The following is a 24,503-nucleotide window of genomic DNA, read 5'->3' as shown; positions in this document are numbered from 1 at the left end:
CCGTACGTGTCACCCCGAAAGGACCCTCCCCGTGTTACCTCCCGCGCTCCCCAGACTCCAGTCTCCCGAATGGGACGGTGCCGTGTGGATCGGTGACATCGACCTGGAGCAGGATCTGCCGGAGTCTCTCGCCCTCGACGATTCCGACGGTTACCGCCGCGCCCGGTTGTTGATCCGACGCGGACTGGACCCGCTGGGCTTCGTCGAACTCGATGTCGTCGACGGCGCGATCGCGGCAGAAGACGCGCGACGGGCAGCCATGTCGCTCGCCCAGGTTCCGATGCCCGACGCTCTGCCCGACCCCGATCGGGCGCTGCCGCCGATCACCGTGGTGATCTGCACTCGCGACCGAGTCGGCCATCTGAAGGGTGCGCTCGCGTCGGTGTCCGCTCTGGACTACCCCGACTTCGAGGTGGTCGTCGTCGACAATGCATCCCCGACCGATGCCACACAGCAGTACGTTCGCGGGCTGGGCGACCCCCGTGTTCGCGTCGTGTCCGAGCCGACGGCAGGTCTGTCCAGGGCGAGGAACACGGGGTTGCGGGCGGCCCGACACGACATCGTCGCCTTCACCGACGACGACGTCGCCGTCGACGCGAGGTGGTTGCGCAGCATCGCGCGTGGCTTCGGGCGGGCCGATCGGGTCACGTGTGTGTCCGGCATCGTGCCGAGTGGGGAGATCAGAACTCAGGCGCAGGCGTATTTCGATCGTCGTGTCGGGTGGGCGAGTTCGGTGACGCCTCGGGTCTACGACTTGAAGAATCCTCCGGCCGACGTGCCGCTGTTTCCGTTCCAGGTCGGGATGTACGGAACCGGAGCCAATTTTGCGGTCGACCGCGGCCGGATGTTCGATCTGGGAGGATTCGACGAGGCACTGGGAGTGGGATCCCCGACCAACGGCGGTGAGGACCTCGACATGTTCTTCCGCGTCCTGATGGCCGGCGACAAGCTCGTGTACGAACCTGCGGCAATCGTGTGGCACCGTCACCGCGCCGATTCCGAGGCGTTGGCGGTGCAGGCGCGCGGGTACGGGCTCGGGCTCGGTGCGTGGCTGTACACGGTCGCCACCGACCGCAGATCGGCGACGCTGGCCGCCACGGTGGCCGTCCGCCGACTCGGCAGCGCAATTCGGTTGTCGGCCAAGATGAGCAAGGTCGCCTCCCCTCCCGACGATCTCGCTGCCGACCTGCCCGACGGCATCGGCCGGATGGAACTGCTGTCCATCGCCAAGGGCCCCGCGGCCATCCGGCGCAGCAGACGCGAAGGGCGCGAGCGCACTCCTCTGGCGGGGGTGAGCCGTGAACCTGTCCTCGACTGATTCCGGATACCGATCCATCGCGGATCTGCGGCACAAGCTGTTCGTCCCGTCCGACTGGACCGTCGACTGGCCCGTCGGCACCACCGACTCCGCTGCAGGCACTCGGCGGCGTGCGGGTAGCCGATTGCGCTACTCCGACATCAGCGTTCTCGCCGCCCTGTCCGGTCTGGCCTCGATGATCGCGCTGCCGACGCTGGTTCGCGTCGTGCTTCTGACGGTCCTGCTGTTCTTCGGACCCGGTGCCGCGATCCTGTCGTGGGTGCGTATCCCGCGCACCGCGGTTCCTGCGGCCCTGCCGATCCTGAGCATCTCGGTGGTGACACTGATGGTGTCGGTGGCGATGTGGGGATACCGCTGGTCGCCCCGGATGTGGACGTTGTGGCTGTGTGTGGCCCTGATCGGCTCGTCGGTGTTGTGGTACCGCAAGCACGGCCGTCCCGACCTGCCGGTGTGGCTCTCGCGGGCCCGTGAGGTCGTCTCACCGTCGTCGCGAACGTCCGCCCTCGCCGCCGTGAAATTCGTCCTGACCGACCGCGAGACGTTGCGACGCAACGTTGCCGGCCTGATTCTGGCGCTGGCGTTCTTTCTGTGGCTACCGCTGTTGCCGGGTCTCGAGCGCGCGACGTACTCGCAGTTCGGACTGTTGACCGCCGGAACCGGCCCGGGACTGGTGCTGTGCATGGTTCTGATCATGGCGGCGTTCCTGATCGCGTTGCGACGTCATCAGCTGCGCACCATGCTGGTCGCCATCGGGCTGGCCATCGCGGTACAGCGATTCACCGTCACCCTCGTCACCTCCGCTCCGATCTACGACTGGACGTACAAGCACGTCGCCGTCACCGAGTTCGTGCTCGATCTGAACCGGCTGGCTCCGAGCGGCGTCGACATCTACAGCGAGTGGCCCAGTTTCTTCCTCGTCTCGGCCTGGTTCCAACACGTCACCGGATACGACACGCTGTCTCTGGCGCACGTGTTCGCGCCGATGATCCACGTCGTGCTCGCGGCAGCCGTGTACGGACTGGCGCGGGTCATGAAGTTCGACAGACGCGCAGCGATCACGGCGGCGATGCTGGCCGAGGTCATCAACTGGGTCGGCCAGGACTACTACTCACCGCAGGCCTGGGCCCTACTGCTCGCCGTGGGCTTCCTGGCGCTGCTGATGTCCTCGTCGCTCACCCGAGCCGCGGCGTTCCTGTCGATCGTTCCGTTCGCGGCCCTGGTCCCCACGCACCAGCTGACGCCGTACTGGCTGATGGCCGTCGCCGGCGTACTGCTGGTGACGCGACGAGCCAAGCCGTGGTGGTTGATGATTCCGCTCGGCATCATCTTGCTGGGATACCTGTATCCGCGACTGCCGATCGTGGCGCCGTACGGACTTTTCCAGGGGTTCGACCCCGTGCAGAACGCCGCGAGCAACGTCGAGGCGGAGGGCGTGCTCGGCAAACAGATCACGTCACTGGTATGCCGCGCACTGTCCGGCGGGGTGTTCGTGTTGGCGTTCGCCTCGGCGATCTACGCCTGGCGCACCAAGAAGACGTTCTGGGCACCGATGGTGATGGCGTTCGGGTCGATCATGCTGCTCGCAGGGCAGAGCTACGGCGGCGAGGCGATCTTCCGGGTGTATCTCTACGCGATCCCCGGCTGCGTACTGCTGATCACGCCGATGTTCCTCGCACTGTTCGATCGCACACCGTCCCAGGATCGCCCGTCCCGAGCCCGCAGGCTCACCGCACGGACATCGGTTGCGGTCGCCACGGCCGGGGCCCTCGGCTCCGCCGTGCTGGGCCTGCAGAGCTACTTCGGCCTGTGGCCGATCGTGCTCGAACATCGCGAACAGATCGACGACGCCCGAGCGGTGGCCGCGGCGTCGCCGTCCGGCACCTCGATCACGATGCTGTACTCCTCGGGCTACCCGGCCCGGTCGACGTCGGACTACGGACGGCTGACCGAGGCGAACGAGTACTGGGACGTACCGCTCTACGCGCTGGGCCCCGAGTACATGGAAGGCTTCCCGACGCCCGAGAAGCTGGGCCAGATCGACTACAACGCGTCGATCAGCGACACACCCACCTACATGGTCCTCACCCGTCAGTCGCTCGAGGCGATGCAGTACTACGGGTTCGTCGCCGACGATGCGGTCGCTCGTTTCCGCCAGTGGCTCGCGACCAATTCAGCGTGGTCGGTGCGGTATCAGGACGTCAACACGATCGTCTACCAGTACCGATCTCGTTGATTCGCGTCACAAACTATGACGTGAATCTCCAAACAATCTCCCAGTTGGTTTGTTTGCAGCTTGACAAACCAGTCGCATCTTTTAAGCTTACTTTCAGTCAAAGGAAACAGGTTCTTGCGCTTCAGAACGATCGCGAGGCACTGTCTGTGGATGCGGCGGGGGTCGTTTCACGGAGCTCGGAGACATCTGCCCATCGCACTCGACCCATGTGGAATGGATATGTTGAATCGTCAGAATCCCCGCGTCAGTGTCGTCATCCCGACGCTCAACGAGGCCGCGAACCTTCGTCACGTCCTCCCCCTGCTCTCACACGACTACGAGCTCGTGCTGGTCGATGGTGGATCCGTCGACGGCACCATCGACGCCGCTCGCGAGATCCGCGGTGACATTCGCATCATCAAGCAGACCCGCAAGGGCAAGGGCAACGCGCTCGCCTGCGGCTTCGAGGCCGCTACCGGCGACATCATCGTGATGTTCGACGCCGATGGCTCAGCCGATGCTGCCGAGATCCCGCGCTTCGTCGACGCCTTGATCGCCGGTGCCGACTTCGCCAAGGGCAGCCGGTTCTGCGAAGGCGGCGGAAGCCACGACATCACGCCGCTGCGCCGCGCAGGCAACGGTGGACTGCACCTCGTGGCCAACACGCTCTTCGGAACTCGCTTCTCGGATCTCTGCTACGGCTACAACGCCTTCTGGCGCGATCTGGTGCCGGTCCTCGACCTGCCCGTCGTCGATCAGCCGGGTGCCGAGGGCATGATGCTCTGGGGCGACGGTTTCGAGATCGAGACCATCATCAACTGCCGCTTCGCCGAGGCGTCCGTGCGCATCGAAGAGGTGCCGAGCGTCGAGTTGGCTCGCATCTACGGCCAGAGCAACCTGCGGACCTTCTCCGACGGCTTCCGGGTGCTGCGCACTCTGATGACCGAACGCATGCGTGCCCGCAGGATCAAGCGCAAGTCCATCGTTCGCCCGTTGCGGGAGTCGATCGACGCCCGTACCGACATGGACCTCGAGTTCGAGGCTCTGGAGTCGTACAACGAGGTTCTCGAACTTCGCGAGAAGACGGCGTGAGTCTGCCGACTTCCTCGGTAGTCATCTGCGCATACACGTTGGCTCGATGGTCCGAACTCCGGACCGCCGTGACGGCCGTCCTCGACCAGGATGTGCCTGCCGACGAACTGATCATCGTCATCGATCACAACGCGCAACTGGCGGAGCGGGCACACGACGAGTTCTCGCCGCTGCACCGGACCGTGAACGTGGTGGAGAACAACCACCCTCGCGGCCTCTCCGGAGCGCGCAACACCTCGCTCGATCTCGCGACCGGTGAGATCGTCGTCTTCCTGGACGACGACGCCTCACCGCGCACCACGGAATGGCTCGGAGCCATTCTGTCCCATTACTCGGATGATGCCGTGTACGCCGTTGGGGGCTCTGCATACCCGGTATGGCCGGACAAGCGTCCGGCCTTCTTACCGGCCGAGGTAGTGGGTGAACCCGGCGAACTCGATTGGGTCGTCGGGTGCACCTACCGCGGGCAGCCGACGGAAACCGCTCAGGTCCGCAATCTCATGGGCGCGAACATGTCGTTCCGCCGTGAGCCCGTCGTCGCACTCGGCGGATTCGTCTCCGGCATCGGCCGGATCGGACGCGTCCCGCTCGGCTGCGAGGAGACGGAGCTGTGCATCCGTCTGCGCCAGACGCATCCCGATGCGCAGATCGTGTTCGATCCCTCGATCGTCGTCGATCACACGGTCAGTGCAGACCGCACTCGTCCGCGCTACCTCATCACGCGCAGCTACGCCGAGGGCGTGTCCAAGGCCGCCATCGCCCGGTTGATCGGGTCCGAGGACGCACTGTCCTCGGAGCGGGCCTACACCGCCAAGATTCTGCCTCGCGCGGTCGGCAGGGAGACCAGCGCCGCTGCGCGCGGCAACCCGGTGCGTGCCTGGGGCGCGATGGCCGTGGTGGCAAGTGTTGGCGCGGCCGGAATCGGCTATGCCCGAGGAAAACTCAGCACGAGCCGCTAGCGGCACGTGCACGGCGTGGGCCATGGACTGAATTCGTAGTCCACTACGAGCTTCCGCTCACGACCTTCGGCGCCACCGAGGCCCGCTCCATGGAGTTCAGCGCGCGCACATGTCCCCGCGGTGCACTCGCGCCACGACTGACGAGAGTCAGCGTACGAGGTTCGTTCGGTGCCAGGTGGAACCACGAGTCGGACACCTCGAAGCCGTCGATGTCGACGCAGACGTACTGCGCCGGCCAGTCGGACCGGACGGTCAGTTCCCATGTCCCAGAATCCGTTTCGACGACATCCACGGTCAATCCCACCGTGTTCTGACGGCTCTGCGCGCCGACGAGTGCGGTGGTTCGCGTCACCTCGACGCCGTTGTCGTCCAGGAACAGGACGGTGACGGCGGAGTAGGTTCGGCTGCCGAAGCGGTAGGCATGGTTGACGTCGGTGAAGGTGCCGACGATGGAATCCACCGTCAGTGCGATGGATCCATTCGCCGGGGCGTTCACCGTGCGCTCGAACTCGTGGCTGCCGCGCAAGGCGTGCAACACCACTCGAATACTGCCCGAGCGCGCCGGTCCGTCGTTGACCAGTTCCACCGAGTAGCCGTCGAGTCCGTTGTCGGACAACAGCAGTGCCACCGGGGCGCTGGACCGCGCCAACGCGTAGAAGGGTGCCTTGGGCACGCCGCCGGTGTCGACGATGCCCCAGCCTGCGCCGGGCACGGTGTCTCGTAACGTCAGCACGAGGGCTCCGGCGCACCCCGAGGATGCTCGACGCCAGTGGCCGAACGCTTCGGTGAATGCTTCGACGATCGCCGCCCTACCGTAATCGAGGTACAGCTCGGCGTCGTCCCGCCGGATCAGGTGTGGATCGACGCCGAAGATCGTACGTACGTAGTGATCTCGCACGTCTTCGAAGTCCCAGGACGAGCCACGGTCACGTGGGACGGCGGTCTTCCAGTCCGGGTGGTGCCCGGCGACGGCCGCGGACCCGAAGAACTTCTCCACCTGCGCCCGTTCCGGGGGAACGGCAAAGGCCAGGCACTCTGCCGCGAAACGCACTCCGGCAGTTCGGATATCGGACAGTGGGCGCAGGTATCCGCCCACCCCGAAGTAGTGCGCGATGCCGTCACCCACATGGGTGTGCAATTCCCCCTGAGCGCTGGACGGGCTCGATGTCACATACGCCACAGCGGGCAGGCGATCTGCCAGAAAATCAGGAACAATGCTGTCCAGCATCTCCATTCGTTGATCCTCGGCTGCGAGACCCAACATCGTGGGTTGCTGCTGAGTCTCACTTCCGCCGCTGACGACCATCAGGGCGGGGTTGGCGGAGACGATGTCGGCGAACGCGTCGAGCTCGCGGGTGACTGCCGCGGTGTACGTGTCGTCGGTGGGCGGGTCGATGGTGCCGAACATGACGTCCTGCCACACCATGATGCCCAGTTCTGCACACAGGGACCAGAATTCGGGCTGCTCGTACACCAGGGTGCCGACGATGCGCACCATGTTCAGGCCCGCCGATCGGAGCTGCTCGAGAGCAGCCCGCAGGTCGGCCTCCGGCGACCACAGCCGCACCGGGTCCAGCGGGGTCCACGTTCCTCCGCGGCAGAAGATGTTCTCGCCGTTGACCGTCAGCACTGCGCCGCCTGCAGTACGGTCCAGCTCGATCGTGCGAAACCCGACGAATCCCATGGGATGGACGATGCCGTCCACCTCGAGTGCGACGCGGTACGTTCGCGGTCGGCCGTGCGTGTGCGGCCACCAGAGTTCGACGCCGGGCAACGTCACCGCCCGGTCGATGCGCTCGACGGTTCCGAGCTCGAAGGCCCTGTCGTCGATCAGAATTCGAGCCACCCCGGGAGCATCCAGGTCGGCGCGCAGTGTGACGACGCCGTCCGTACCCGATACCGCCGTCCTCAGGTCGACGCGACGAACGTCCGGGATCACCGTCATGGACACCGGACGCCACGGCCCGACGGGTACCGGAAGGGGCCCGTACACGGGTGCGCGACCGAGCATCGTCGTCCGTTCGTGTCGCAGCCCCTGCGCGGCGATCAGCGACGATCGCCACCGACCGCGGGGGCGTCGAGACTTCAGATGTGCTGCCAGCGATTCGACGTGGACGGCGATAGCGACGGTGTCACCGCAGTCCGTCAGATCGAGAGTCTCGGGAACGAACATCGACGCCACGGTTCTGCGCTGGACACCATCGATCCAGATCTGCGCACGGGTCGCGATGCCATCGAATCTCACTCGAACCCGGCGATGGCCACCGGTGGGGACGTCGGCGACGAACCACCAGTCGTGATCGTCCGGATTCACCGCGAGTGAGTCTCCGAGCGCGCCGGCAACCGTGCCCGGCACCACTGCGTCGACCCAGTCGAGATCCTCGCGTAGGTCCTCGGGGTGAAGAACGGAACCGGCGTCGGTTCGGGCCAGCCGCCACCGAGCGCCGTCGAGCAGATCGATCACGCGCCCAATGCACCTGCAACGATGTCCATGGCGGCCGTCCAGTTCTTGCTCATCTCGATCAGCGGCTCGTCGAGCACCACATCCCGGCCACGTGCGGCGCGCGCCATCCGGAATTGAACGGCCTTGGCACCGGAGGCGGCGTCGAGGAAGTGCGGCGCTGCGGCGGCGGCTCCCGTCACGCCACGACCTTCGAGGTAGTGCACGTAGTTCGCCGCCAGTTCTGCCGTGGCACCGAACTGCCGGAGCAGGCCGAACGACCACAGGTGGAATGCGTCGGGCCCTGCGGTCTGCACGAGCGGGATGTCGGCGATGATGCGGCGAGCCAGCGCGTCGACGGGGTTGCCCGGAGCGCGGCGTGCCAGGTGTGCGCGAGCGACATCGAGGTCACGATCACCGAAACCGGCGTCGAGAACCGTGGAGTCCACCTTGATCTGCTCGACGTACGGCAGCAACACCTCGGCGTGCGGTTCCGGAGCGAGATTGAAGATCCCGTCGAAATCGGCCCCGGTGAGCTCGAAGTAGCCGCGATTGTGGAAGTAGCCCATCACCTTGCCGTCGCGATCGACGAGGTTCGGCACGATGGTGGTCTTGGTGTGCTGGTTGCGGTAGCTGGTCCCCGCGGTGTCGGGCAGCCAGAAGCCGTCGACCTCCACGGTGACGTGGATGCCGTCTTCCAGGCCTTCGACGACATGCTCGAGCACAGGACGCCACACGTTCATCTCGGCGACGCCGATGCCGTACAGGGTGCGCAGGTCCTCGGGCGCGATCTTCACGAAGTCCCACTGTCGCCCGTCACAGCCGGCGCTCAGCACGAAGGCGAGAGCGGGTGTGGGATCTGCACCGAACGAGTGCAGAACTTCGATCCACAGGTCGACGTAACAGTTGGTTTCGGTCCAGATGCGGTCGTGATTGTGTATCGGGTGTGGTCGGTAACTGATGGGGTCGAGTTCCAGGACTCGTAGGCTGGTCCCGAGCCTGTCCAGCACTGCATCGTTCGACATGAAGCCTCTCCTACCGGATCGAATGTCGGACGGTCCCCGAGCCGCATTTGTCCGTATTGCCTGTATCCAGGCCCCTAATCCTAACGAATCGGTTTGTTCTTCGCACTCGATCGGACGGTAGGATTGTTTTTGCCCGCACGAACTACTTCCAGGGCCACCATCTCGACAGCAGCGACATCCGCCCCCGGTAACGGGGGCAGTCACAGAGCGAGCAGTCGGTTCCGCGCCGGTAATGCTGGTGCGCAGCCTGTTCGTGATGACACTTGCATACTGGCTCTGAGCTGGGCACATGCCGAGTGTAGACAACACCTGACACATCCACGCCCAACTCGGGCACGCAATAGGAGGCACGAGCACGATGCGCCGATTCGCATCCAGCGCAGCGCTGGTCATCGGCTGGGCTCTGCTCGCCGTCGTCTTCGGAATGTTCCTCGTTCGCCAGGTTGGTGTGACGGAGATCACTTTCGTTGCGTTCGTCGTCGGGGCTCCGTACCTCGGTGTCGCCTCGATCGCCGCCGTGATCCTGTTCGCCGCAGCGCGCTCCCGCATCGGGTCGGCCGTCGCAATACTGATCACCGTCGCCGTCGTCGGCGTTCAGGTGCCGATGTACCTGTCCGACGGCCCGGACAACACCGGACCCGAATTGTCGGTCCTGACGATCAACGTCGCACACGGCGACGCCGACGCAGCGTCCATCGTCGACGCGGTGCGCACCCACGACGTCGACATTCTCGCGGTCCAGGAACTGACCCCGGAAGAAGTGACCGATCTGCAGGCCGCGGGCATCGACGACCTCCTGCCGTTCTCCTTCACTGCTGCCCTACCGGTGGCCGATGGCACCGGACTGTGGAGCCGCACCCCGCTGACCGACGGCACCCGCCTCGACAACTTCGGATTCGTACCGGTCCAGGCGAAGACCACCGTCGACGGGCAGGATCTGACCGTCGTCTCCTTCCACGCGATGTCGCCTGCCACACCGCGCCACACCACCGAGTGGGACGCCGACCTGGCCAGGATGCGGTCCATCATGGAGACCTATCAGGGCACGGTGCTCGTCGCGGGCGACTTCAACGCCACCAACGACCACCGGCAGTTCCGCACCTTGGCATCGTCCCCGTTCTCCGACGCGGCAGACGGGGCAGGCGCGGGCCTGTTCCGCACGTTCCCGTCGGAGCGTCCGCTCGCGCGGCTGGACCATGTGGTGACGAGCGAGAACGTCCGCGCTCGGTCGGTCGAGCCGTTGGCGATCCCGGACAGCGATCACCTGGCGGTTCTCGCGGAGTTGCAGCTGCCCTGATCCGGGCGGGCACCGACGCGAGCTAGAAGCGCGGCAACTCGATCACCGGCGCCGGAGGCAGTTGGATCTGCGGCAGCTGAATCTGCGGCAGGCCGGGGATCAGCGGCACCGGGGCGGGAGCAGGCGCGGGTTCAGCGGGCGGCACGTATTCCGGCTCGGAGTAGGTGCGAGCCGGGGCCTGAGCGGCCTCGGTGGTCGGCGGCACGGTGGTGGTCGGCGGCGCTGTGGTGGGTGGCGCGGTCGTCCTCGGCGTCGTGGGCACTGCAGTGGCAGGTGCGCTCGTCTCGGCCGGTGCACTCGTCGGTTCCGTCGAACTGCCGCCGTACCCGAGGGACAACCCGAGTGCAGCGATGGCGACGAGGCCACCTGCGACGAGCACTGCGCCGCGGACCTTGCGCTTGGAGTCGGCAGGCTTGTCGGCAGCGGGCTCCGGGCTCAACCAATCGGGAGCCCCGGTCAGCGATGCGGGGTCGGACGGAGACTGCCGAACGCCCGGTTGTTGGCTCGGTCGACGCGGTGCGTCGGCCACCGGAGTCGCGAGCAGCGCCGCACCGCGTGCGGCCACCGATTCCGGGTTCGCCGGGGTGACGACGGGAAGGCCGATCCACGCACTGAGAATCGACTCCACCAGTGGGATGCGTGCCCCGCCGCCGATGAGGAAGAGGGCGTCGACATGCTTGGGTGAACGACCGATCACGTCACGTACCAACCGAGCCGAGTACTCGATGGGAACGGTCACCAGAGACTCGAACGACTCACGCGAGATCAGGATCACGCCGCCGTCACCGGGCAGGCACACCGCGCCGCTGGTCGAGAGCTGTTCCTTGGCCACGCGGCACCGCGCGGTGAACTCGCTCAGTTCCTGGTTGTCGGCAATGTCGACGCCCTGCTTGGCGAGCTGATTGTCCGAGATGAGCCGATCGAAGTCGTCGCCGCTGATGTCGATGGTGCGCTCGGCGAGCAGAACCTGCCCGGTACCGCGATCGATCACGCTGATCGTCAATCCGGAGCTGCCGAGATCGTAGAGAGCGATGGTGCCGAAGTGCCCCAGCTCGCCCGACGCCTCGAGGTACTGCAAGGCCGCGCGCGCCTCGGGAACCAGTCGGTAGTTGTAGAGGCGCTGACTCGCCATCGCCTGCTGGATCTCGCCGAACTGCTGCTGGTCCCGATACGCGACGCCTGTCGCTTGCACCGGTCCGCCGTCGCCCGGCTGCGAGAGCACGACGCCGATCGATTCGGCGGCCAATTCCTCCGCGCGGTCCCAGTAGGCGTCGACGGTGTCGTGGTGGAAATCGAGGCGACCCGAATCCTGAGGGCGCGCGTCGGGACGAGCCATGCGCACGGCACTGGCCCCCACCGACACACCGAGAACTTCGGTCATTACCCGCCTTCGGTCGACTTCCCCGTGAACACACGCCGAGACTCGATGTCACGAACGAGTCTCGATCCCCCCTACCAATGGCTCACTGTAGCGCGTCCCGCGGTGCACAGTGCGGGACCCGACCACAGCACTAAGGTTGCGGGCATGCGCGTTCTGTTCGTCTGCACCGGGAACATCTGTCGATCGCCCACAGCCGAGCGACTTGCGGCCGCATTCGCGCGCGAGGGTGGCTTCGAGCTGACCGCGAGCAGCGCCGGAACGCAGGGCTTGACCGGACACGCCATGGACCCGACGGCCGCGACGGTGCTGACGCAGCTCGGCGGCGATCCGGACGGTTTTGTTGCCCGACGCCTCACGCCTGCGATCGCTGCCGACGCCGACCTGGTTCTGACGATGACGGCGGCCCATCGCGATGCCGTCCTGGCACTTGCGCCGCGGCAGATGCGTCGCACCTTCACGCTGCTCGAGGCGTCCGGTCTCGCGGCCGCGTCGGGTGCGCAGTCCATCGCGACCCTGGCCGACGCACGGGCGGTGCACCGGGTCGACACCCTCGACATCGGCGATCCGTATCGGCGCGATCACTCGGTGTACGAGCAGGCCGGGGAGTTGATCGCGCAGACACTGCCCCATGTTCTGCGGTTGTCGACGCAGTGAACGTCCACCTCTCACCGTGTCGCTCCCTGAGGTAACGTTCTCGCATCATTGCCGACCATCCGGGTCCGGCCACGGCGTTAGGGTCTGTGCATGCGCGACAAGGTCATCGCGTCGGCAGCAGTGGCGAGCGCCGGAGTGGCAGTCGCAGTCGGCTTGACCATCGGCGCTCTCGGCGGCGCGTTCGACGACACGAGCCAGACCGTTCGCCCTCCCGCCCTGAAGTCGGACAGCCTGAGTTCGGTCGAGGCGACGCCGACCTCGACGATCGTCATCGTCCCGCCGTCGCCCACCTGGCAGGTCGCAGTACCCACCACCGCTCGCCCCACGACGACCACTCCGGATCGCCCCGAGACCACGACGCGAAGCCCGCGCCGAACCCCGTCCTCGGACCGGACGACCACCACCACCGCCGAGAACGATTCGGACGACGAGAGCACCACCACCGAGTCCGAATCCGACTCCGGGCGTTAGACACCGACCGGGCGTTCTTGTTCTCAGCCGGACTTCGTCAGTGTCGTGTTGTCCCCGATTCGCAACGCGGCCACCAGCTCTCGGTAGAGCGAGTCGGTGTTCATGAGTTCGGAGTGCGTACCCCTGGCGCGGACCACTCCGTCCTCCATCACGAGGATCGTGTCGGCGTCGAGCACGGTGGACAACCTGTGCGCGATGGTCACGACGGCGGAGTCGGTCGCGATCGATCGGATCACCTCGTGGATTGCCGCCTCGGTTCGGCCGTCGACCTGAGCCGTGGCCTCGTCGAGCAGAAGGATCTCCGGACGACGAACGATCGCCCTGGCCAACGCAATTCGTTGACGCTGCCCACCGGAGACGGTCGATCCGATCAGGTCGGTGTCCAACCCTTCGTCCAGGGCGCGGATCGCCGAGTCCAGATGTACCGACTCGAGCGCCGACCAGATGTCGTCTTCGCTGGCATCGGGATGGCTGAACAGTAGGTTCTCGCGGATCGATCCGGGGAGCACCGGCGTCTCCTGCTCCACGTACGACAACCGGGCTCGCACCTCGTCGATGGTCAGCTCGTCGTATGGAGTGCCGCCGAGCCGGATCTCGCCGGCCTCGGGCGTCAGGAAACGCAGGATCAACGAGAAGACGCTGGTTTTGCCTGCTCCCGACGGGCCGACGATCGCGGTGTGCCCACGCGCGGGCACCTCGAGGTCCATACCGCGCACGGCCGGCTCCCTGCCCGGCGCGTATCGGGCTGTGACGCTGCGGAATTCGAGAGCCGGAGCGGGCGCTTCGGTCTTCACCGAACGCGTGGGACCCGTCTCGCCTTTTTCGGTGACCAGGTCGTCGATCTGGCGAATACGGGCAGCCGCCGCCATTCCGGCCTGCAGTGCGGTGATGTTCGTGGCCAGCGTGGACACCGGCCCCATCACCTGGAATGCGTACAGCAGAAACGCGATCAGGCTGGACACGGCCAATGCCCCGGTACTGACGCGGTAGCCGCCGAGACCGAGGATGCCGATGATCGCCAACTGCACTCCGCCCCCGGCGAACGTCCATGCCAGCGCGGAGATCTTGACCGCCCTGACGCTGTGCTGGGCGGAGATTCGCGCCTCGGCGATGACTCGCTCCGATTCGCGGGCCTCGGCTCTGCTGGACTTGACGGTGCGAATCGCTCGCAGCGTGCCGTCGAGAATTCCGCCGAGGCGGCCCACCGCTTCCTGGGATTGCCGCTGTGCGACGGCGATAGGAGGCATCAGTCGCGCGAACAACACCGCGATCGCGATGATGGCCGAGGCGATCGCGCCGAGCAGCACCAGATCGAGCACGGCCATGAGAATCAGTGCACCGACGAGGCCGACGACACTGTTGACTGTGGCCACCAACGCATTCGACGTGGCCTCGCGCAGCAGCACGGTGTCGGAGGTGACCCGGGTGACGAGTTCTCCGGTGGGCCGAGTGCCGAGACTTCCCACCGTGGCACCGAAATACTTGCGCACTATCAATTTGCGGGCGTCCAGGACCACACGTTCGGCCAGCACCCCCAGCACGATCCACTGCAGATACAGAACCAGCGAACCCACCACGAGCAGACTCACCAGGATCAGCACCGGCTGTATCAGTGACGCGTCGGTTCCTAGGCCGTCGAGCACTCCTTTGGCCACCATCGGAGTAGCCAGAGCAGCTCCGGTTCCGATCAGGCCGAGTGTCAGCCCCAGCGACAGTGTCCGACGGTGCGGCCGGACGAACTGCCACAGCACGCGCAGATTCGGGACAGTTATCTTCTTCTTCTCCGCTGTAGCGATCTGCACGTCGACCATGGCACCAGTGTGCCGGACAGGGAGGTCAGGGCGGTCGTTCTAGGTCGCGTCCCAGATCATGTGCACGGTCGTACCGTTCTGGTCCGAGGTCACTGCGGCGCTGTCGGCAAGCGCCCGCATCAGAGGCACACCCCGACCGCGGTTGGGGTCGGAGTTGTGCGACGCCCAATCCCCGCGATCGGTCACCTTCACCTCTAATCGACCCTCCGCGGCACGCGAGACCCGGATGTCGAGTGTTCCGCGATCGGTGTGGTCTCGGTACGCATGTTCGACGCTGTTCGCTATTGCCTCGTACGTGGCCAACACCACGTCGTACGCACGATCGGGGTCGACGCCCACTTTGCCCAACCAGTCACCGAGCTCACGACGAAGCTCCGACGCTCGATCGGCGTCGGCAGGTTCGCCGGTGAACAGCAGTTCTTCCATTCGCGCACCTGCCGTCGAGATCGAACTGTCGGTACGTGAGTCGTCACCTCCGAAGAGAGTCGCCATCATGAATCCCGTCTACCCAAAAGTTCAGGATCTACCCTTACGAAGTGCAACGAATGCTTCGTCGACCGTTGCATAGATTCCGAACACCTCGTCCAGACCGACGAGAGTGAGGGGACGACCGGTGGCCGGACCATCCGCGACCACCGCAAACCCGGCGTCGCCGCCGAGTTGCTGATGTGTCGACGCCAACAGAGACATGCCGGCGGAGGCGAGAAATCCCACATCACTGAGGTCGATCACCACAGCCGAAGGCGATTTCTCGAGGACGAGAGCAACCGACTCGGACAGATCGGGAGCAGTCACCAGATCCAGTTCACCGGACACCGCCAGAACCACGTCCTGATCACGCCATTCCACAATCACATCGAAGTGCTGGGGCCCGAGGCCCGTGTCGTCCGCAGTCACATGCCGACTTTACCCCGGCCCACCCCGGCCGCCTTTCTTCCACTCGGCCGAGTTGCTCGACTCCCACTAGGCTCGCTCCGGTGATCGAGGGACTGCAGCAAGCGGACCGTCGTCGTTCGGTCGGCGAATACGTCGCGGTCACGGTCGGCGGCGCTGTCGGTGCGGCGTTGCGGTACGAGGTCTGGACGTGGCGGGCTTCGCCGAGGTGGCTGTTGATGAGCACATTCGGCGTCAATGTGTTCGGTTGTCTTGTCGTCGGCGCTGCCCTGGGCTACCTGTGGGGACGGCACGCCCCGGTTGCCCGCGCCGGACTCTTCGGGCTGGCGTGCGGTTTCACCACGTTCGGCCTGTACGCGTTCCAGGCCGTGACGCATCGCGGTGCCTGGAATTCGGTGATGTATCTGGTGGGAACGCCGGTGATCGCGTTGATCGCCATGGCACTCGGCGCGGCGATCACCACGCCGAGATCGAGCAGCGCTCGATGACGACCATGCTCCTGGTGGCCGCCGGAGGCGGACTCGCTGCGCTCGGGCAGTTCGTGTTCTCGCACGCGATCAGGTCTCGGCGACGGTTGTCCGCGCTCAACCTGGTGGCGTGCGCGGCGTTGGGGTTGGTGTTCGCTCTCGATCCACCGGACCGGTTTCGTTCGCTCGTAGGCATCGGATTTCTGGCCTCGGTGGCTCCGTTGGCCACGGTCGTGCTGGCTACGCTTCGGCTCACTCGGAACCAGCAGTACCGCAGCGCAGCAACGTTCTTCGCTGCGAACGTGGTGGGCGGTATCGCCGCGGTGATGTTCGGATTCCTGGCGTGGAAATCCGGCATCACGCTCTATCACAAGATTTTCTGACTCGGCTCCGTCAGTCGCTCGCCGAGTCCTCGCACGGCCCCTGCACTCCGGCCTTGACGAATCCCGCGATCTGATAGAGGTAGGTGAATTCCCATTCGACGAGGGAGAAGTCGTAGGTGCGTGGCGTCGGACGCATGGTGACGGTTCCGTCGAAGCATTGATCGAAGATGTAGCGGGCGCGCGGTAGGTGATAGCGCCACGTGACGACGATGACGTGGTTCCAGCCGCGTTCGCGGGCGAGTTTCTGGGTGAAGATCGCCTCTCCACGCGTGGTCGACGGCACCGGCGGAATGCACAGCACCTCGAACTTCTGTGACGATGTGGCGCACGCCTTCTTCATCGTCGAGTCACCGGACCCGTAGGGATCGGAGAGCACCACCGTCTTCGCCAGACCCTGCTCGGCGAGCGAGATTCCGTAGGCCTCGCGGCCGTCGTGTTCGCCGCCCAGTACGACGATGGCGTCGGCCGTGGTCAGCGGATCGACGCGGGCCTTGGTGAATGCGACATAGCCACCGACACCGATCGCGGACACCAGGACAACGGGGATCGCGAAGGCCAGAAACAGCAGTAAGCGTCCGCGGAACACCTCACCAGGTTAGGGAAGGTGTACCGCGGGCGCGCGGTCAGAGACTCGAATCACTCACTCGGCTGCGGCACGTTGACGTTGCAGTCCGTGACCTCCGGGTTGACTCCGAAGTAGTTGAGCGGTCCTGCGACGACGGTGAGGGCGATGGTGCCCGCTCCGGCGCAGTTCTCGGGTGCGCTCTCGAAGTCTCCGCGCTGGTACGACGCGAATGCGCCGATGATCAGCCAGACGAGAACGATCAACGTTACGAACCTCATGGTGCCCCCTCGATCGGTCAGCCGCCGTTCGGCTGTCGGGAGCCAGGTATGTCCGATTGTTGCAGTCTTCAAACCATCATTGGTCGTTCTGCCTGGACAGAGTCTGCGACAGATAGTCACTGAGCGCCTGTTCCTGGACGCGATCGAGGGCGCGGGCCAGCTCCGCCTGCGCAGATTTCATCGCCAGGCTGCGCATCTTCTCGAACATCTCGGTGGTCTCGGCCACCTCCCCCGACTTGGGGAGCCAACCCGGGCCGTGTTGCGCGATCAAGTGGTCGGTCACGCTCCCCACCATCGACTCGGCGATGGCGTTCATCTTGGACGCGGTCCTCTCGTGTTGATCGAGCAGTTGCTCCAGCGTGAAGCCGTACTGGCTCAGATCGACGAAGACTTCGAGGAGAGTGGGGTCGAGAATCTCGCACTGGTCGCCGTCGATCCTGATCAGTTTCGCCTCGATCAGTCGGGCAACGATGGCGTCGTTGTCCTCGCCGAGAAATTGGGCGATCAGTTCGAGGGGAATGACCGTGGTCTCTTCCGACGACCATTTGCGGGTCACGATCTCCTGGAGGCCCAGGATCTCACCGAGGTCCTTGCCCTGCTCCCAGCCCGAGAGGAAATCGGCGATGTGCACCGAGGTGAAACCTCTCTGCAGCAGCGAATCGATCACCTTCAGCCGCGTCAGGTGATCGTCGCCGTAGATACCGACTCGGCCGCGGAGTGTGGGCGGCGGAAGCAGTCCACGCTCCTGGTACGCCCGCACGTTACGAGTGGTCGTCTTGGCCTCTCGAGCCAAGTCGTCGATTCGATACTCCACCGATCTCCCTACCTCCGCCGCGCGTCGACCCACAGGATATACGTCGACGACGCGACGGAAGGTGGACCCGAACCCGAACGTCATCGCGACGGGAGCATGCTCTCGGCGGCCCGTAGCGGTTCCCGCGGACGTTCGACGCGGCGCGGGACCATCGTGAAATCGTCCTGCTCGACGCCTCTGAGCTGGTTGACGTACTGGGTGGCGAAACCGGGGAACATGGTTGCGTTGAAGCCGTCCTCGGTGAGATACCAACTGCTGCAACCCGAATTCCAGGTCGTCTTGGCCAGCTTGCGCTGCATCTCCTCGTTGTACGCATCCTGAACGTCCTGGCGCACGTCGGCGCTGTGCAGATTGCCGTCGAGAACCAAGGAGATCGCCTCGACGAGGTAGTCGATCTGGGCCTCCATGTACACCAGGGCAGAGCTGTGCCCCGGTCCGGAGTTCGGGCCGAAGGTGAAGTACATGTTCGGGTAGCCCGACACAGCGATGCTCTTGTACGCCTTGGCCCCTGCGCTCCACTCGTCGGCCAGCACCCGACCGTCGCGCCCGGTGATCGGGATCGGCGTCCCGGTGTTGGACACGTCGAATCCGGTGGCGAACACGATGGCGTCGAACTGATGCTCGATGCCTTCCACGGTGCGAATGCCCTTGGGCGAGAGCGTTGCGATCGGCCACGTGACCAGCGTGCAGTTCGGCTTCTGCAACGCCGGGTAGTAATCGCTGGTCATCAACAGTCGCTTGCAGCCGGCCCTGAACCGCGGAGTCAGCTGACGCCGCAGCCATGGATCGCGAACCTGACGCCGCAGATGGGCGCGACCGACCAGTTCGACGATGCGGGTCAACGGGGTCTTCCAGACGACACCGAGGGCGACGGACTCGTGGCCCCAGAACCACAGCGAACGCGCCATGGTCTGGGCCTGCGGATACCGAGCGTACCGACGCTTGGTGCCGCCCTGTGTCTTTCGGTTCACTCTCGGCAGCGTCCAACCGGGCGTGCGCTGGAACACCTTGACCGTGTCGGCGATCTTCACCAGTTCCGGAACGATCTGCACCGCGCTCGCCCCGGTTCCGACCACGGCGACCTTCTTACCCTCGAAGTCGTAGTCGTGATCCCACCGAGCACTGTGGATCTTGTGCCCCTCGTAGGTGTCGATGCCCCGGATGTTCGGCAGGCTGGCATTGGCGAGCGGCCCCGACGCCATCACCACCGTGCGCGCTCGAACATCGGGGTACCCGTCGATGCTCAGGTGCCAATGCCCGGCCGCCTCGTTCCAGATGATGTCGACCACATTGTGCCCGAATCGAATACGCGACTCGATGTCGAACTCGTCCACCATCGTGTGGATGTAGTCGAGAATCTCACCGCTACCGGAGTAGGTGTGCGACCAGTTCGGATTCGGCGCGAAGCTGTACGAGTACAACCTGGACGGGATGTCGCAGGCTGCGCCCGGATAGGTGTTGTCGCGCCAGGTCCCCCCGACCGCACTACCGCGTTCGAGGATGACGAAGTTGTCGATACCTTTGTTGCGCAGTCGGATAGCGGAACCTATTCCGGCGAAGCCTGCACCGACGATCACCGCGTCGAGGACACCTTCGCGCGCATCGAGCTCGCTCATGCGACGGGCTCGTAGGTCAGTTCCTTGGCCCAGGTCGGCTCGGAATTGAGAGTCTTGCTCGGGTACCGGCGAGTGAGCTTCACCAGGCCGTCCGCCAGGAGGTGATACGGGTGCTTGCGATTGATGACGATGCTGCCGTGCCACTGCACTATTCGGTACATCGGCACACGCAGTGCCTCGGGGCTACGCTGCCCGACACTGCGGAATCGCTTCATCGCGGTGTACAGGCGCTCCTCGTCGACGCCCATCTCGACGATGTTGTCGCGCATCTTGTTCAGCAGCGGGATGTACCGCAGCGTGCCGACGATGAGGGCCGGGTTCATCCATGCGCCGACGGTGTCGACCAGAATCTTGCGCATCCGCGAATGCCCGAGAAGCTCGATCACGGCGAAATCGACTGCCAGATGTCGTGATTCGTCGGAGTTGATCTTCTTGAAGACTGCCTGACACACCGGATCGTCGATCTCGTCCATGATGAACTTGACCAATGCACCGTCCAGCGCGACCTCGAGCATGGGAATCACGGTTCCCAGCACGGCCAGAGACAACCCGTCCGAGTGCTTGTCGAGCCAGTCGATGACGAGCTTGACGTTGATGTTGGGCTCGGGCATCTCGTCACCGTCGAGCATGCCCCAGCGTCGCATGAGAGCGAGCTCGGCATTGGCGTGCTTCTGTTCTTCGGCGTGGAAGTAGCGGTAGATCTCTGCCAGCGTCTCGTTCGGGGCCTTGAGCGCCATGGCCGCGAAGCCCCGAGCGCCGACGTTCTCGATCCACATCAGATCGGACATGAAGGGCTTGAGCTTGGCGTGCAGTTCCGGACTGATGGTCTCCGCACCCGGACCGTCCCAGTCGATGTCGGCCAGCGCCCATTGACGGTCCTTGATCTTGGTCAACATGTCTTCGAAATCCATTGCCATGTCAGGCTCCTGTGGTTGTCGAGGTGAGGGATTCGTTCTTCGCCGGCTCCTGCTCGGCGGGCATCACACGATTGAGCAACCCGAGAAAACGCACGTACACCGCGGGCAGCAGTCTCTTGAATCGCCAGACGGCCTTGGCGTCGAACTGGGGAACGACGTAGAGCCGACCCTTGTCGAAGGCATCGAGTGTTCGGGCAGCGATCTTGTCCGGTGAGCGTCCGGTCCAGCGCATCGCGAACTCGGCCAGCCGGGACGAACTCGCGGTGATCCGGCCGTCGACGGCAACGTTGGTCTTGACGAACGTGGGGCACAGAACCGATATCCGCACACCGGTACCCGACAATTCCGCTGCCATTGTCTCCGACAGCGACATCACCGCGGATTTGCCGACGTTGTAGGGACCCATCAGCGGCGCGGCGGCAAAGCCTGCGGCGGAGGCGACGTTGATGATTCCGCCCTCACCGGCTGCCCGCAGCGCAGGCGTGAACACCTCGCAGCCGTGGATCACGCCCCACAGGTTGATCCCCAGAGCCCAGTTCCAATCTTCGAAACCGATGTCTCCGACGGGCTTTCCGCCGATTCCGACGCCTGCGTTGTTGATGAGCACCGTGGTGGGTCCGTCGAATTCGACGCCGGCACGAAGCGCCAGTTCCTCGACGTTCTCGCGTACCGACACATCGCACTCGACGGCGTATCCGGTGGCACCGAGGGCGTTCACCATCGCTACCGTCTCCTGTGCGCGCGGCAACGAGATATCGGCGCACATGACGGCTCCTCCGCGTCGAGCCAGCTCGAGGGCGAAGGCCCGGCCGATGCCGCTGCCTGCGCCGGTCACTACCGCTCTCGACCCGTACGAGGGTTTTCCGGTCTTGCTTCTCATCGACCTACCTGTTCCTTCGAATCATGGTGCACTACTTGGTTGTCGAGTGTGTGGGCGATGAACTCGGCTGCATGCTCGAGCGCGTGAGCGGCCTCGGGGATCAGCCGCGGGAGAGCTTGGAACACGTGCATCTGGTCGGGCCAGATCTCGAGTTCGCTTTGTCCGCCCGCCGCCTCGATCATCGTGTGCAGGTGCCGCGCATCGCCTCGCAGCATCTCGGTTCCGCCCACCTGGATGAGCGTGGGTGGCAGATCGCGCATGCGGGCGAGATCGAGCCGTAACCGCGGGAGGCTCGAGTCGTGACCGTCCGTGTAGAGCGCCACGAGTCCTCGCGCTGCCTTCGCCGAGATCATCGGATCCTTGCGCGTGCGCTCCATCCGCGCCGAGAGCTCGAAGTCGAGATCCACCAGCGGCGAGAACAACACCATCGCGCCGGGCTGCGGCGTTCCGGTCCGGTCGTTCTCGATGAGCAGGTCGGCGGCGAGGTGACCGCCGGCGGAGTCCCCGGCGATGACGATGTTCGCCGCGTCGTACCCCTGGCCGAGCAGCCAGCGGTAGGCGGCTTCGAGGTCGTCGGCGGCGGCGGGAAACGGGTGTTCCGGGGCCAACCGGTAGTCGACCGTGAACACGGGCAGGCCGGTCGAGCTGGACAATCGCGCGGTCAGGCCACGATGGGTCCGTGCCGAACAGATGACGTATGCACTGCCGTGGATGTAGAGAATCACCCGGGGTCCCGGGGCCAGTCCGGGCGCGCGTACCCATTCCCCGCGCACCGGGCCGTCGGCGACGAGGTCCACTCTCGTTCCCTTCGGAACGGGACCGAAGAGGTTCATCGAGGTGGCGACGAGGCGTCGGGAGAACTCTATGCCGCCTCGGGACGTCGGCAGCAGGTTGGTGATCGGACGCAGAGTCAGCCGAGTCGTCAAGGCAGCCAGCCGAGTTCGTCGGGAACCCGCCGCGAAGGCACCGCGAGGCAGGTAGTCGTGGTTTGTGGTGGAAGTCACCTCGTCACCTTCACTGGCTATTCGCCATTTGTCAATGGCCTATTAATTAGTGGTCCAGTGTGCAAGAGTGACGACCGACACAACAAAGCAAGCCGGAAGGAGGGAGTACGTGACGATGTTCGGGAACGCAGCACCGGCAGACCTCGATGCGTCTGCCGTCGGTCACGAGGACAGAATCTTCGAGTTGGAGATCGCCGAGGTGACCCACGAAACCGAGGATGCGATCTCCCTCGGCTTTGCGGTTCCCGCGCACCGGGAACCGCACTTTCGGTACGAGCCCGGGCAATTTCTCACCCTCGAGATTCCGTGCACCGACGGCGGCTCGGTTGCCCGCTGCTATTCCTTCTCCAGCTCCCCGGTACGCGACCCGTACCCCACCGTGACCGTGAAGCGAATCCAGGACGGGGTAGCGTCACACTGGTTGCACGACAATGCTGTTCGCGGGATGCGGCTCAAGGCATTGAAGCCGTCGGGCATGTTCGGACCCGAGAACTGGGACGTCGACTTCGTCCTTCTGGCCGCAGGCAGCGGAATCACCCCGATGATGTCGATCATCAAGACCGCCCTGTTGCGGCACGAGAACCGGATCACCCTCGTCTATGCCAATCAGAACCGCGACTCGGTGATCTTCGCGGAGCAACTGACCGAACTGCAGTCTCGCTTTCCCGAACGACTCGAGGTACACCACTGGTACACCTCGGAATCGGGGTTGCCCACCGCTGCAGGACTGGCCTCGACGGGCGCGACCGTTCCGGCCGACTGCGAGGCCTTCCTGTGCGGTCCCCCGCAGTACATGAACGTCGCCGAGGAATGGCTCGCCCGCACCGGCACGGTCGCACGTAGAACACATCGAGAGGTCTTTTCCTCCTTCGACTCCAACCCGTTTCGGGACGACAGGACCGCAACTGCTCACGAATCGGGTGCGAACTCCGTCACCGCTCGGGTCGAGATCGACGGGACCGAGACCGAGTTCGCCTGGAGTGCGGGCACCAAGCTTCTCGACCGCCTCCTCGAACTCGGTCTCGACGCGCCGTACGTCTGCCGCGAAGGAACCTGCGGCGGCTGCGCGTACACGCTCACCGAAGGCACCGTGACGATGCTCGCGAACGAGACGCTCGACGAGCACGAGATGGAACACGGGGTGCGATTGGCATGTCAGTCCGTGCCAGAGTCCCAGACGGTCCGCGCGGTGTTCGACCGCTGATGCCCAACGCGATGGGCCGGATGGCCTCGAATTACCTTCGGCAGCACCCCGTTGTCGCGATCTCCACTTTCGGCCGCCAGATGGGGATGGGTGTCAGGGCCGGGAGATCACTGACCTCGGACATCGTCCACCGGACGTTTCCCTTCTCCGAATTCATCCGCCAATGTGCGTTCATGGCAAGCACATCGGTCATCCCGACCTTGCTGGTCGCGATCCCCTTCGGAGTCATCGTGTCGGTTCAGGTCGGTGCCATCGCAGGCCAGGTCGGTGCCACCTCGTTCGCCGGTGCCGCGAACGGTCTCGGCATCATCCGTCAGGGCGCGCCGTTGGTGACCGCGCTGCTGATGGCCGGGGCGGTCGGGTCGGCGGTGTGCGCGGACCTGGGTTCTCGCACGATCAGGGACGAGATCGACGCGATGGAAGTCATGGCCATCTCGCCGCTGCAACGACTCGTCGTGCCACGATTGGCCGCCGCAATGCTGGTCAGTGTGTTGCTCTGCGGCAGCGTCTGCTTCGTCGGATTCATCACCGGCTACATGTTCAACGTGTTCGTTCAGTCCGGTACACCGGGTAGCTATCTGGGTACTTTCGCGGCCTTCGCCACCATCGGTGATCTGGTGCTGGCTCTGATCAAGTCCGTCGTCTTCGGCGCGATCGTGGCAATAGTGGCCTGCGACAAGGGGTTGACCACTCGCGGTGGACCCGGTGGTGTGGCCAACTCGGTCAACGCGGCCGTGGTCAGTTCGGTGATCCTGCTCTTCGCTGTCAACGTCCTGTTCACCCAGCTCTACACCATCGTGTTCCCGGCTCGGTTGATCTGA

At 65.0% G+C, this 24,503-nt stretch carries 24 protein-coding genes; 11 read left to right on the top strand and 13 right to left on the bottom strand.

What is annotated here, in order from left to right:
- The first annotated feature begins 31 nt into the window (after nucleotides 1-31).
- The 4 genes from CH271_RS04540 (at nucleotide 32) to CH271_RS04525 (ending at nucleotide 5,581) form a co-directional block, all read left to right on the top strand.
- Nucleotides 32-1,318, top strand: coding sequence for a glycosyltransferase family 2 protein (locus tag CH271_RS04540; RefSeq protein ID WP_094632823.1), 1,287 nt, complete (start codon nucleotides 32-34; stop codon nucleotides 1,316-1,318).
- A complete protein-coding gene (locus tag CH271_RS04535; protein WP_094632822.1) occupies nucleotides 1,299-3,551 on the top strand; it encodes a hypothetical protein in 2,253 nt (750 codons plus the stop codon). The genes CH271_RS04540 and CH271_RS04535 overlap by 20 nt, the downstream gene beginning before the upstream one ends.
- Nucleotides 3,552-3,764: 213 nt before the next feature.
- A complete protein-coding gene (locus CH271_RS04530; protein WP_094613278.1) occupies nucleotides 3,765-4,622 on the top strand; it encodes a glycosyltransferase family 2 protein in 858 nt (285 codons plus the stop codon).
- Entirely contained in the window at nucleotides 4,619-5,581 is a 963-nt protein-coding gene (locus CH271_RS04525) for a glycosyltransferase family 2 protein (protein ID WP_037194019.1), read from the top strand. The genes CH271_RS04530 and CH271_RS04525 overlap by 4 nt, the downstream gene beginning before the upstream one ends.
- A gap of 43 nt (nucleotides 5,582-5,624) precedes the next feature.
- Here CH271_RS04525 and CH271_RS04520 read toward each other — a convergent pair whose 3' ends face one another.
- Both CH271_RS04520 and CH271_RS04515 read right to left on the bottom strand, forming a co-directional pair.
- Nucleotides 5,625-8,045, bottom strand: a complete 2,421-nt coding sequence (locus CH271_RS04520; protein ID WP_094632821.1) for a glycoside hydrolase family 2 protein — start codon at nucleotides 8,043-8,045, stop codon at nucleotides 5,625-5,627.
- The gene (locus CH271_RS04515; protein WP_094632820.1) at nucleotides 8,042-9,046 is read right to left on the bottom strand and encodes a DUF1839 family protein; all 1,005 of its coding nucleotides are present in this window, start codon (nucleotides 9,044-9,046) and stop codon (nucleotides 8,042-8,044) included. The genes CH271_RS04520 and CH271_RS04515 overlap by 4 nt, the downstream gene beginning before the upstream one ends.
- 358 nt (nucleotides 9,047-9,404) lie before the next feature.
- Here CH271_RS04515 and CH271_RS04510 point away from each other — a divergent pair, with 358 nt between their 5' ends.
- Nucleotides 9,405-10,343, top strand: a complete 939-nt coding sequence (locus CH271_RS04510) for an endonuclease/exonuclease/phosphatase family protein (protein WP_094632819.1) — start codon at nucleotides 9,405-9,407, stop codon at nucleotides 10,341-10,343.
- A 22-nt stretch (nucleotides 10,344-10,365) separates the two neighbouring features.
- On the opposite strand, the gene CH271_RS04505 is transcribed toward CH271_RS04510, so the two are convergent.
- Entirely contained in the window at nucleotides 10,366-11,724 is a 1,359-nt protein-coding gene (locus CH271_RS04505; RefSeq protein ID WP_094632818.1) for an Hsp70 family protein, read from the bottom strand.
- A 144-nt stretch (nucleotides 11,725-11,868) separates the two neighbouring features.
- Between CH271_RS04505 and CH271_RS04500 the strand changes: the two genes are divergently transcribed.
- Together CH271_RS04500 and CH271_RS04495 are read left to right on the top strand one after the other, a co-directional pair.
- A complete protein-coding gene (locus CH271_RS04500; RefSeq protein ID WP_082323784.1) occupies nucleotides 11,869-12,378 on the top strand; it encodes an arsenate reductase/protein-tyrosine-phosphatase family protein in 510 nt (169 codons plus the stop codon).
- Between the two features lie 90 nt (nucleotides 12,379-12,468).
- On the top strand, nucleotides 12,469-12,849 hold the full coding sequence (locus tag CH271_RS04495; RefSeq protein ID WP_094632817.1) for a hypothetical protein: 381 nt from the start codon (nucleotides 12,469-12,471) through the stop codon (nucleotides 12,847-12,849).
- Nucleotides 12,850-12,872: 23 nt separating this feature from the next.
- Here CH271_RS04495 and CH271_RS04490 read toward each other — a convergent pair whose 3' ends face one another.
- From CH271_RS04490 to CH271_RS04480, 3 genes are read right to left on the bottom strand one after another with little or no spacing between them, the layout of a single operon-like run.
- Complete coding sequence (locus CH271_RS04490) at nucleotides 12,873-14,660, bottom strand: ABC transporter ATP-binding protein (protein WP_094632816.1); 1,788 nt, start codon at nucleotides 14,658-14,660, stop codon at nucleotides 12,873-12,875.
- 39 nt (nucleotides 14,661-14,699) lie between these two features.
- Entirely contained in the window at nucleotides 14,700-15,155 is a 456-nt protein-coding gene (locus tag CH271_RS04485; RefSeq protein WP_094632815.1) for an ATP-binding protein, read from the bottom strand.
- 21 nt (nucleotides 15,156-15,176) lie between these two features.
- Nucleotides 15,177-15,512, bottom strand: a complete 336-nt coding sequence (locus CH271_RS04480; protein WP_371828454.1) for an STAS domain-containing protein — start codon at nucleotides 15,510-15,512, stop codon at nucleotides 15,177-15,179.
- A gap of 125 nt (nucleotides 15,513-15,637) precedes the next feature.
- Between CH271_RS04480 and CH271_RS04475 the strand changes: the two genes are divergently transcribed.
- Together CH271_RS04475 and CH271_RS04470 are read left to right on the top strand one after the other, a co-directional pair.
- Nucleotides 15,638-16,042 (top strand): fluoride efflux transporter FluC, encoded by a 405-nt coding sequence (locus tag CH271_RS04475; RefSeq protein ID WP_094632814.1) that lies wholly within the window; start codon nucleotides 15,638-15,640, stop codon nucleotides 16,040-16,042.
- Nucleotides 16,039-16,404, top strand: a complete 366-nt coding sequence (locus CH271_RS04470; RefSeq protein WP_094632813.1) for a CrcB family protein — start codon at nucleotides 16,039-16,041, stop codon at nucleotides 16,402-16,404. The genes CH271_RS04475 and CH271_RS04470 overlap by 4 nt, the downstream gene beginning before the upstream one ends.
- A gap of 10 nt (nucleotides 16,405-16,414) precedes the next feature.
- Here the strand turns inward: CH271_RS04470 and CH271_RS04465 are convergent, their stop codons facing one another.
- The 7 genes from CH271_RS04465 to CH271_RS04435 all read right to left on the bottom strand — a co-directional run bounded on the left by CH271_RS04465 (nucleotide 16,415) and on the right by CH271_RS04435 (nucleotide 22,478).
- Nucleotides 16,415-16,990: a YdcF family protein gene (locus CH271_RS04465; protein ID WP_094632812.1), complete on the bottom strand. Its 576-nt coding sequence runs from the start codon at nucleotides 16,988-16,990 to the stop codon at nucleotides 16,415-16,417.
- A gap of 50 nt (nucleotides 16,991-17,040) precedes the next feature.
- The gene (locus CH271_RS04460; protein WP_037194008.1) at nucleotides 17,041-17,247 is read right to left on the bottom strand and encodes a hypothetical protein; all 207 of its coding nucleotides are present in this window, start codon (nucleotides 17,245-17,247) and stop codon (nucleotides 17,041-17,043) included.
- A 76-nt stretch (nucleotides 17,248-17,323) separates the two neighbouring features.
- Nucleotides 17,324-18,061: a MerR family transcriptional regulator gene (locus tag CH271_RS04455; protein ID WP_037194220.1), complete on the bottom strand. Its 738-nt coding sequence runs from the start codon at nucleotides 18,059-18,061 to the stop codon at nucleotides 17,324-17,326.
- Nucleotides 18,062-18,141: 80 nt separating this feature from the next.
- On the bottom strand, nucleotides 18,142-19,677 hold the full coding sequence (locus CH271_RS04450; protein WP_094632811.1) for a flavin-containing monooxygenase: 1,536 nt from the start codon (nucleotides 19,675-19,677) through the stop codon (nucleotides 18,142-18,144).
- Complete coding sequence (locus CH271_RS04445; RefSeq protein WP_037194003.1) at nucleotides 19,674-20,594, bottom strand: hypothetical protein; 921 nt, start codon at nucleotides 20,592-20,594, stop codon at nucleotides 19,674-19,676. Before CH271_RS04445 ends, CH271_RS04450 begins: the two co-directional genes overlap by 4 nt.
- A gap of 1 nt (nucleotide 20,595) precedes the next feature.
- Nucleotides 20,596-21,474 carry an SDR family NAD(P)-dependent oxidoreductase gene (locus CH271_RS04440; protein ID WP_037194001.1) on the bottom strand — a complete coding sequence of 293 codons (879 nt, stop codon included), beginning with the start codon at nucleotides 21,472-21,474 and terminating at the stop codon, nucleotides 20,596-20,598.
- Nucleotides 21,471-22,478, bottom strand: a complete 1,008-nt coding sequence (locus tag CH271_RS04435) for an alpha/beta hydrolase (RefSeq protein WP_306437404.1) — start codon at nucleotides 22,476-22,478, stop codon at nucleotides 21,471-21,473. The genes CH271_RS04440 and CH271_RS04435 overlap by 4 nt, the downstream gene beginning before the upstream one ends.
- A gap of 115 nt (nucleotides 22,479-22,593) precedes the next feature.
- On the opposite strand from CH271_RS04435, the gene CH271_RS04430 reads away from it, so the two are divergent.
- A complete protein-coding gene (locus tag CH271_RS04430; protein WP_094633154.1) occupies nucleotides 22,594-23,682 on the top strand; it encodes a ferredoxin--NADP reductase in 1,089 nt (362 codons plus the stop codon).
- Nucleotides 23,682-24,503, top strand: a complete 822-nt coding sequence (locus CH271_RS04425; RefSeq protein ID WP_094632810.1) for an MlaE family ABC transporter permease — start codon at nucleotides 23,682-23,684, stop codon at nucleotides 24,501-24,503. The genes CH271_RS04430 and CH271_RS04425 overlap by 1 nt, the downstream gene beginning before the upstream one ends.

Origin of the sequence: Rhodococcus sp. 05-340-2, assembly GCF_002258915.1 — a bacterium.
Lineage (GTDB): Bacteria > Actinomycetota > Actinomycetes > Mycobacteriales > Mycobacteriaceae > Rhodococcoides.
This window is presented reverse-complemented; position numbering and strand designations above follow the sequence as displayed.

Excerpts from the sequence above, each read along its gene's own strand:
- CH271_RS04505 (WP_094632818.1), bottom strand. The coding sequence starts at position 11,724 with ATGACCGAAGTTCTCGGTGTGTCGGTGGGGGCCAGTGCCGTGCGCATG.
- CH271_RS04510 (WP_094632819.1), top strand. The coding sequence starts at position 9,405 with ATGCGCCGATTCGCATCCAGCGCAGCGCTGGTCATCGGCTGGGCTCTG.
- CH271_RS04470 (WP_094632813.1), top strand. The coding sequence starts at position 16,039 with ATGACGACCATGCTCCTGGTGGCCGCCGGAGGCGGACTCGCTGCGCTC.
- CH271_RS04530 (WP_094613278.1), top strand. The coding sequence starts at position 3,765 with ATGGATATGTTGAATCGTCAGAATCCCCGCGTCAGTGTCGTCATCCCG.
- CH271_RS04500 (WP_082323784.1), top strand. The coding sequence starts at position 11,869 with ATGCGCGTTCTGTTCGTCTGCACCGGGAACATCTGTCGATCGCCCACA.
- CH271_RS04425 (WP_094632810.1), top strand. The coding sequence starts at position 23,682 with ATGCCCAACGCGATGGGCCGGATGGCCTCGAATTACCTTCGGCAGCAC.
- CH271_RS04450 (WP_094632811.1), bottom strand. The coding sequence starts at position 19,677 with ATGAGCGAGCTCGATGCGCGCGAAGGTGTCCTCGACGCGGTGATCGTC.
- CH271_RS04440 (WP_037194001.1), bottom strand. The coding sequence starts at position 21,474 with ATGAGAAGCAAGACCGGAAAACCCTCGTACGGGTCGAGAGCGGTAGTG.
- CH271_RS04495 (WP_094632817.1), top strand. The coding sequence starts at position 12,469 with ATGCGCGACAAGGTCATCGCGTCGGCAGCAGTGGCGAGCGCCGGAGTG.
- CH271_RS04445 (WP_037194003.1), bottom strand. The coding sequence starts at position 20,594 with ATGGCAATGGATTTCGAAGACATGTTGACCAAGATCAAGGACCGTCAA.
- CH271_RS04515 (WP_094632820.1), bottom strand. The coding sequence starts at position 9,046 with ATGTCGAACGATGCAGTGCTGGACAGGCTCGGGACCAGCCTACGAGTC.
- CH271_RS04430 (WP_094633154.1), top strand. The coding sequence starts at position 22,594 with ATGTTCGGGAACGCAGCACCGGCAGACCTCGATGCGTCTGCCGTCGGT.
- CH271_RS04485 (WP_094632815.1), bottom strand. The coding sequence starts at position 15,155 with ATGATGGCGACTCTCTTCGGAGGTGACGACTCACGTACCGACAGTTCG.
- CH271_RS04460 (WP_037194008.1), bottom strand. The coding sequence starts at position 17,247 with ATGAGGTTCGTAACGTTGATCGTTCTCGTCTGGCTGATCATCGGCGCA.
- CH271_RS04490 (WP_094632816.1), bottom strand. The coding sequence starts at position 14,660 with ATGGTCGACGTGCAGATCGCTACAGCGGAGAAGAAGAAGATAACTGTC.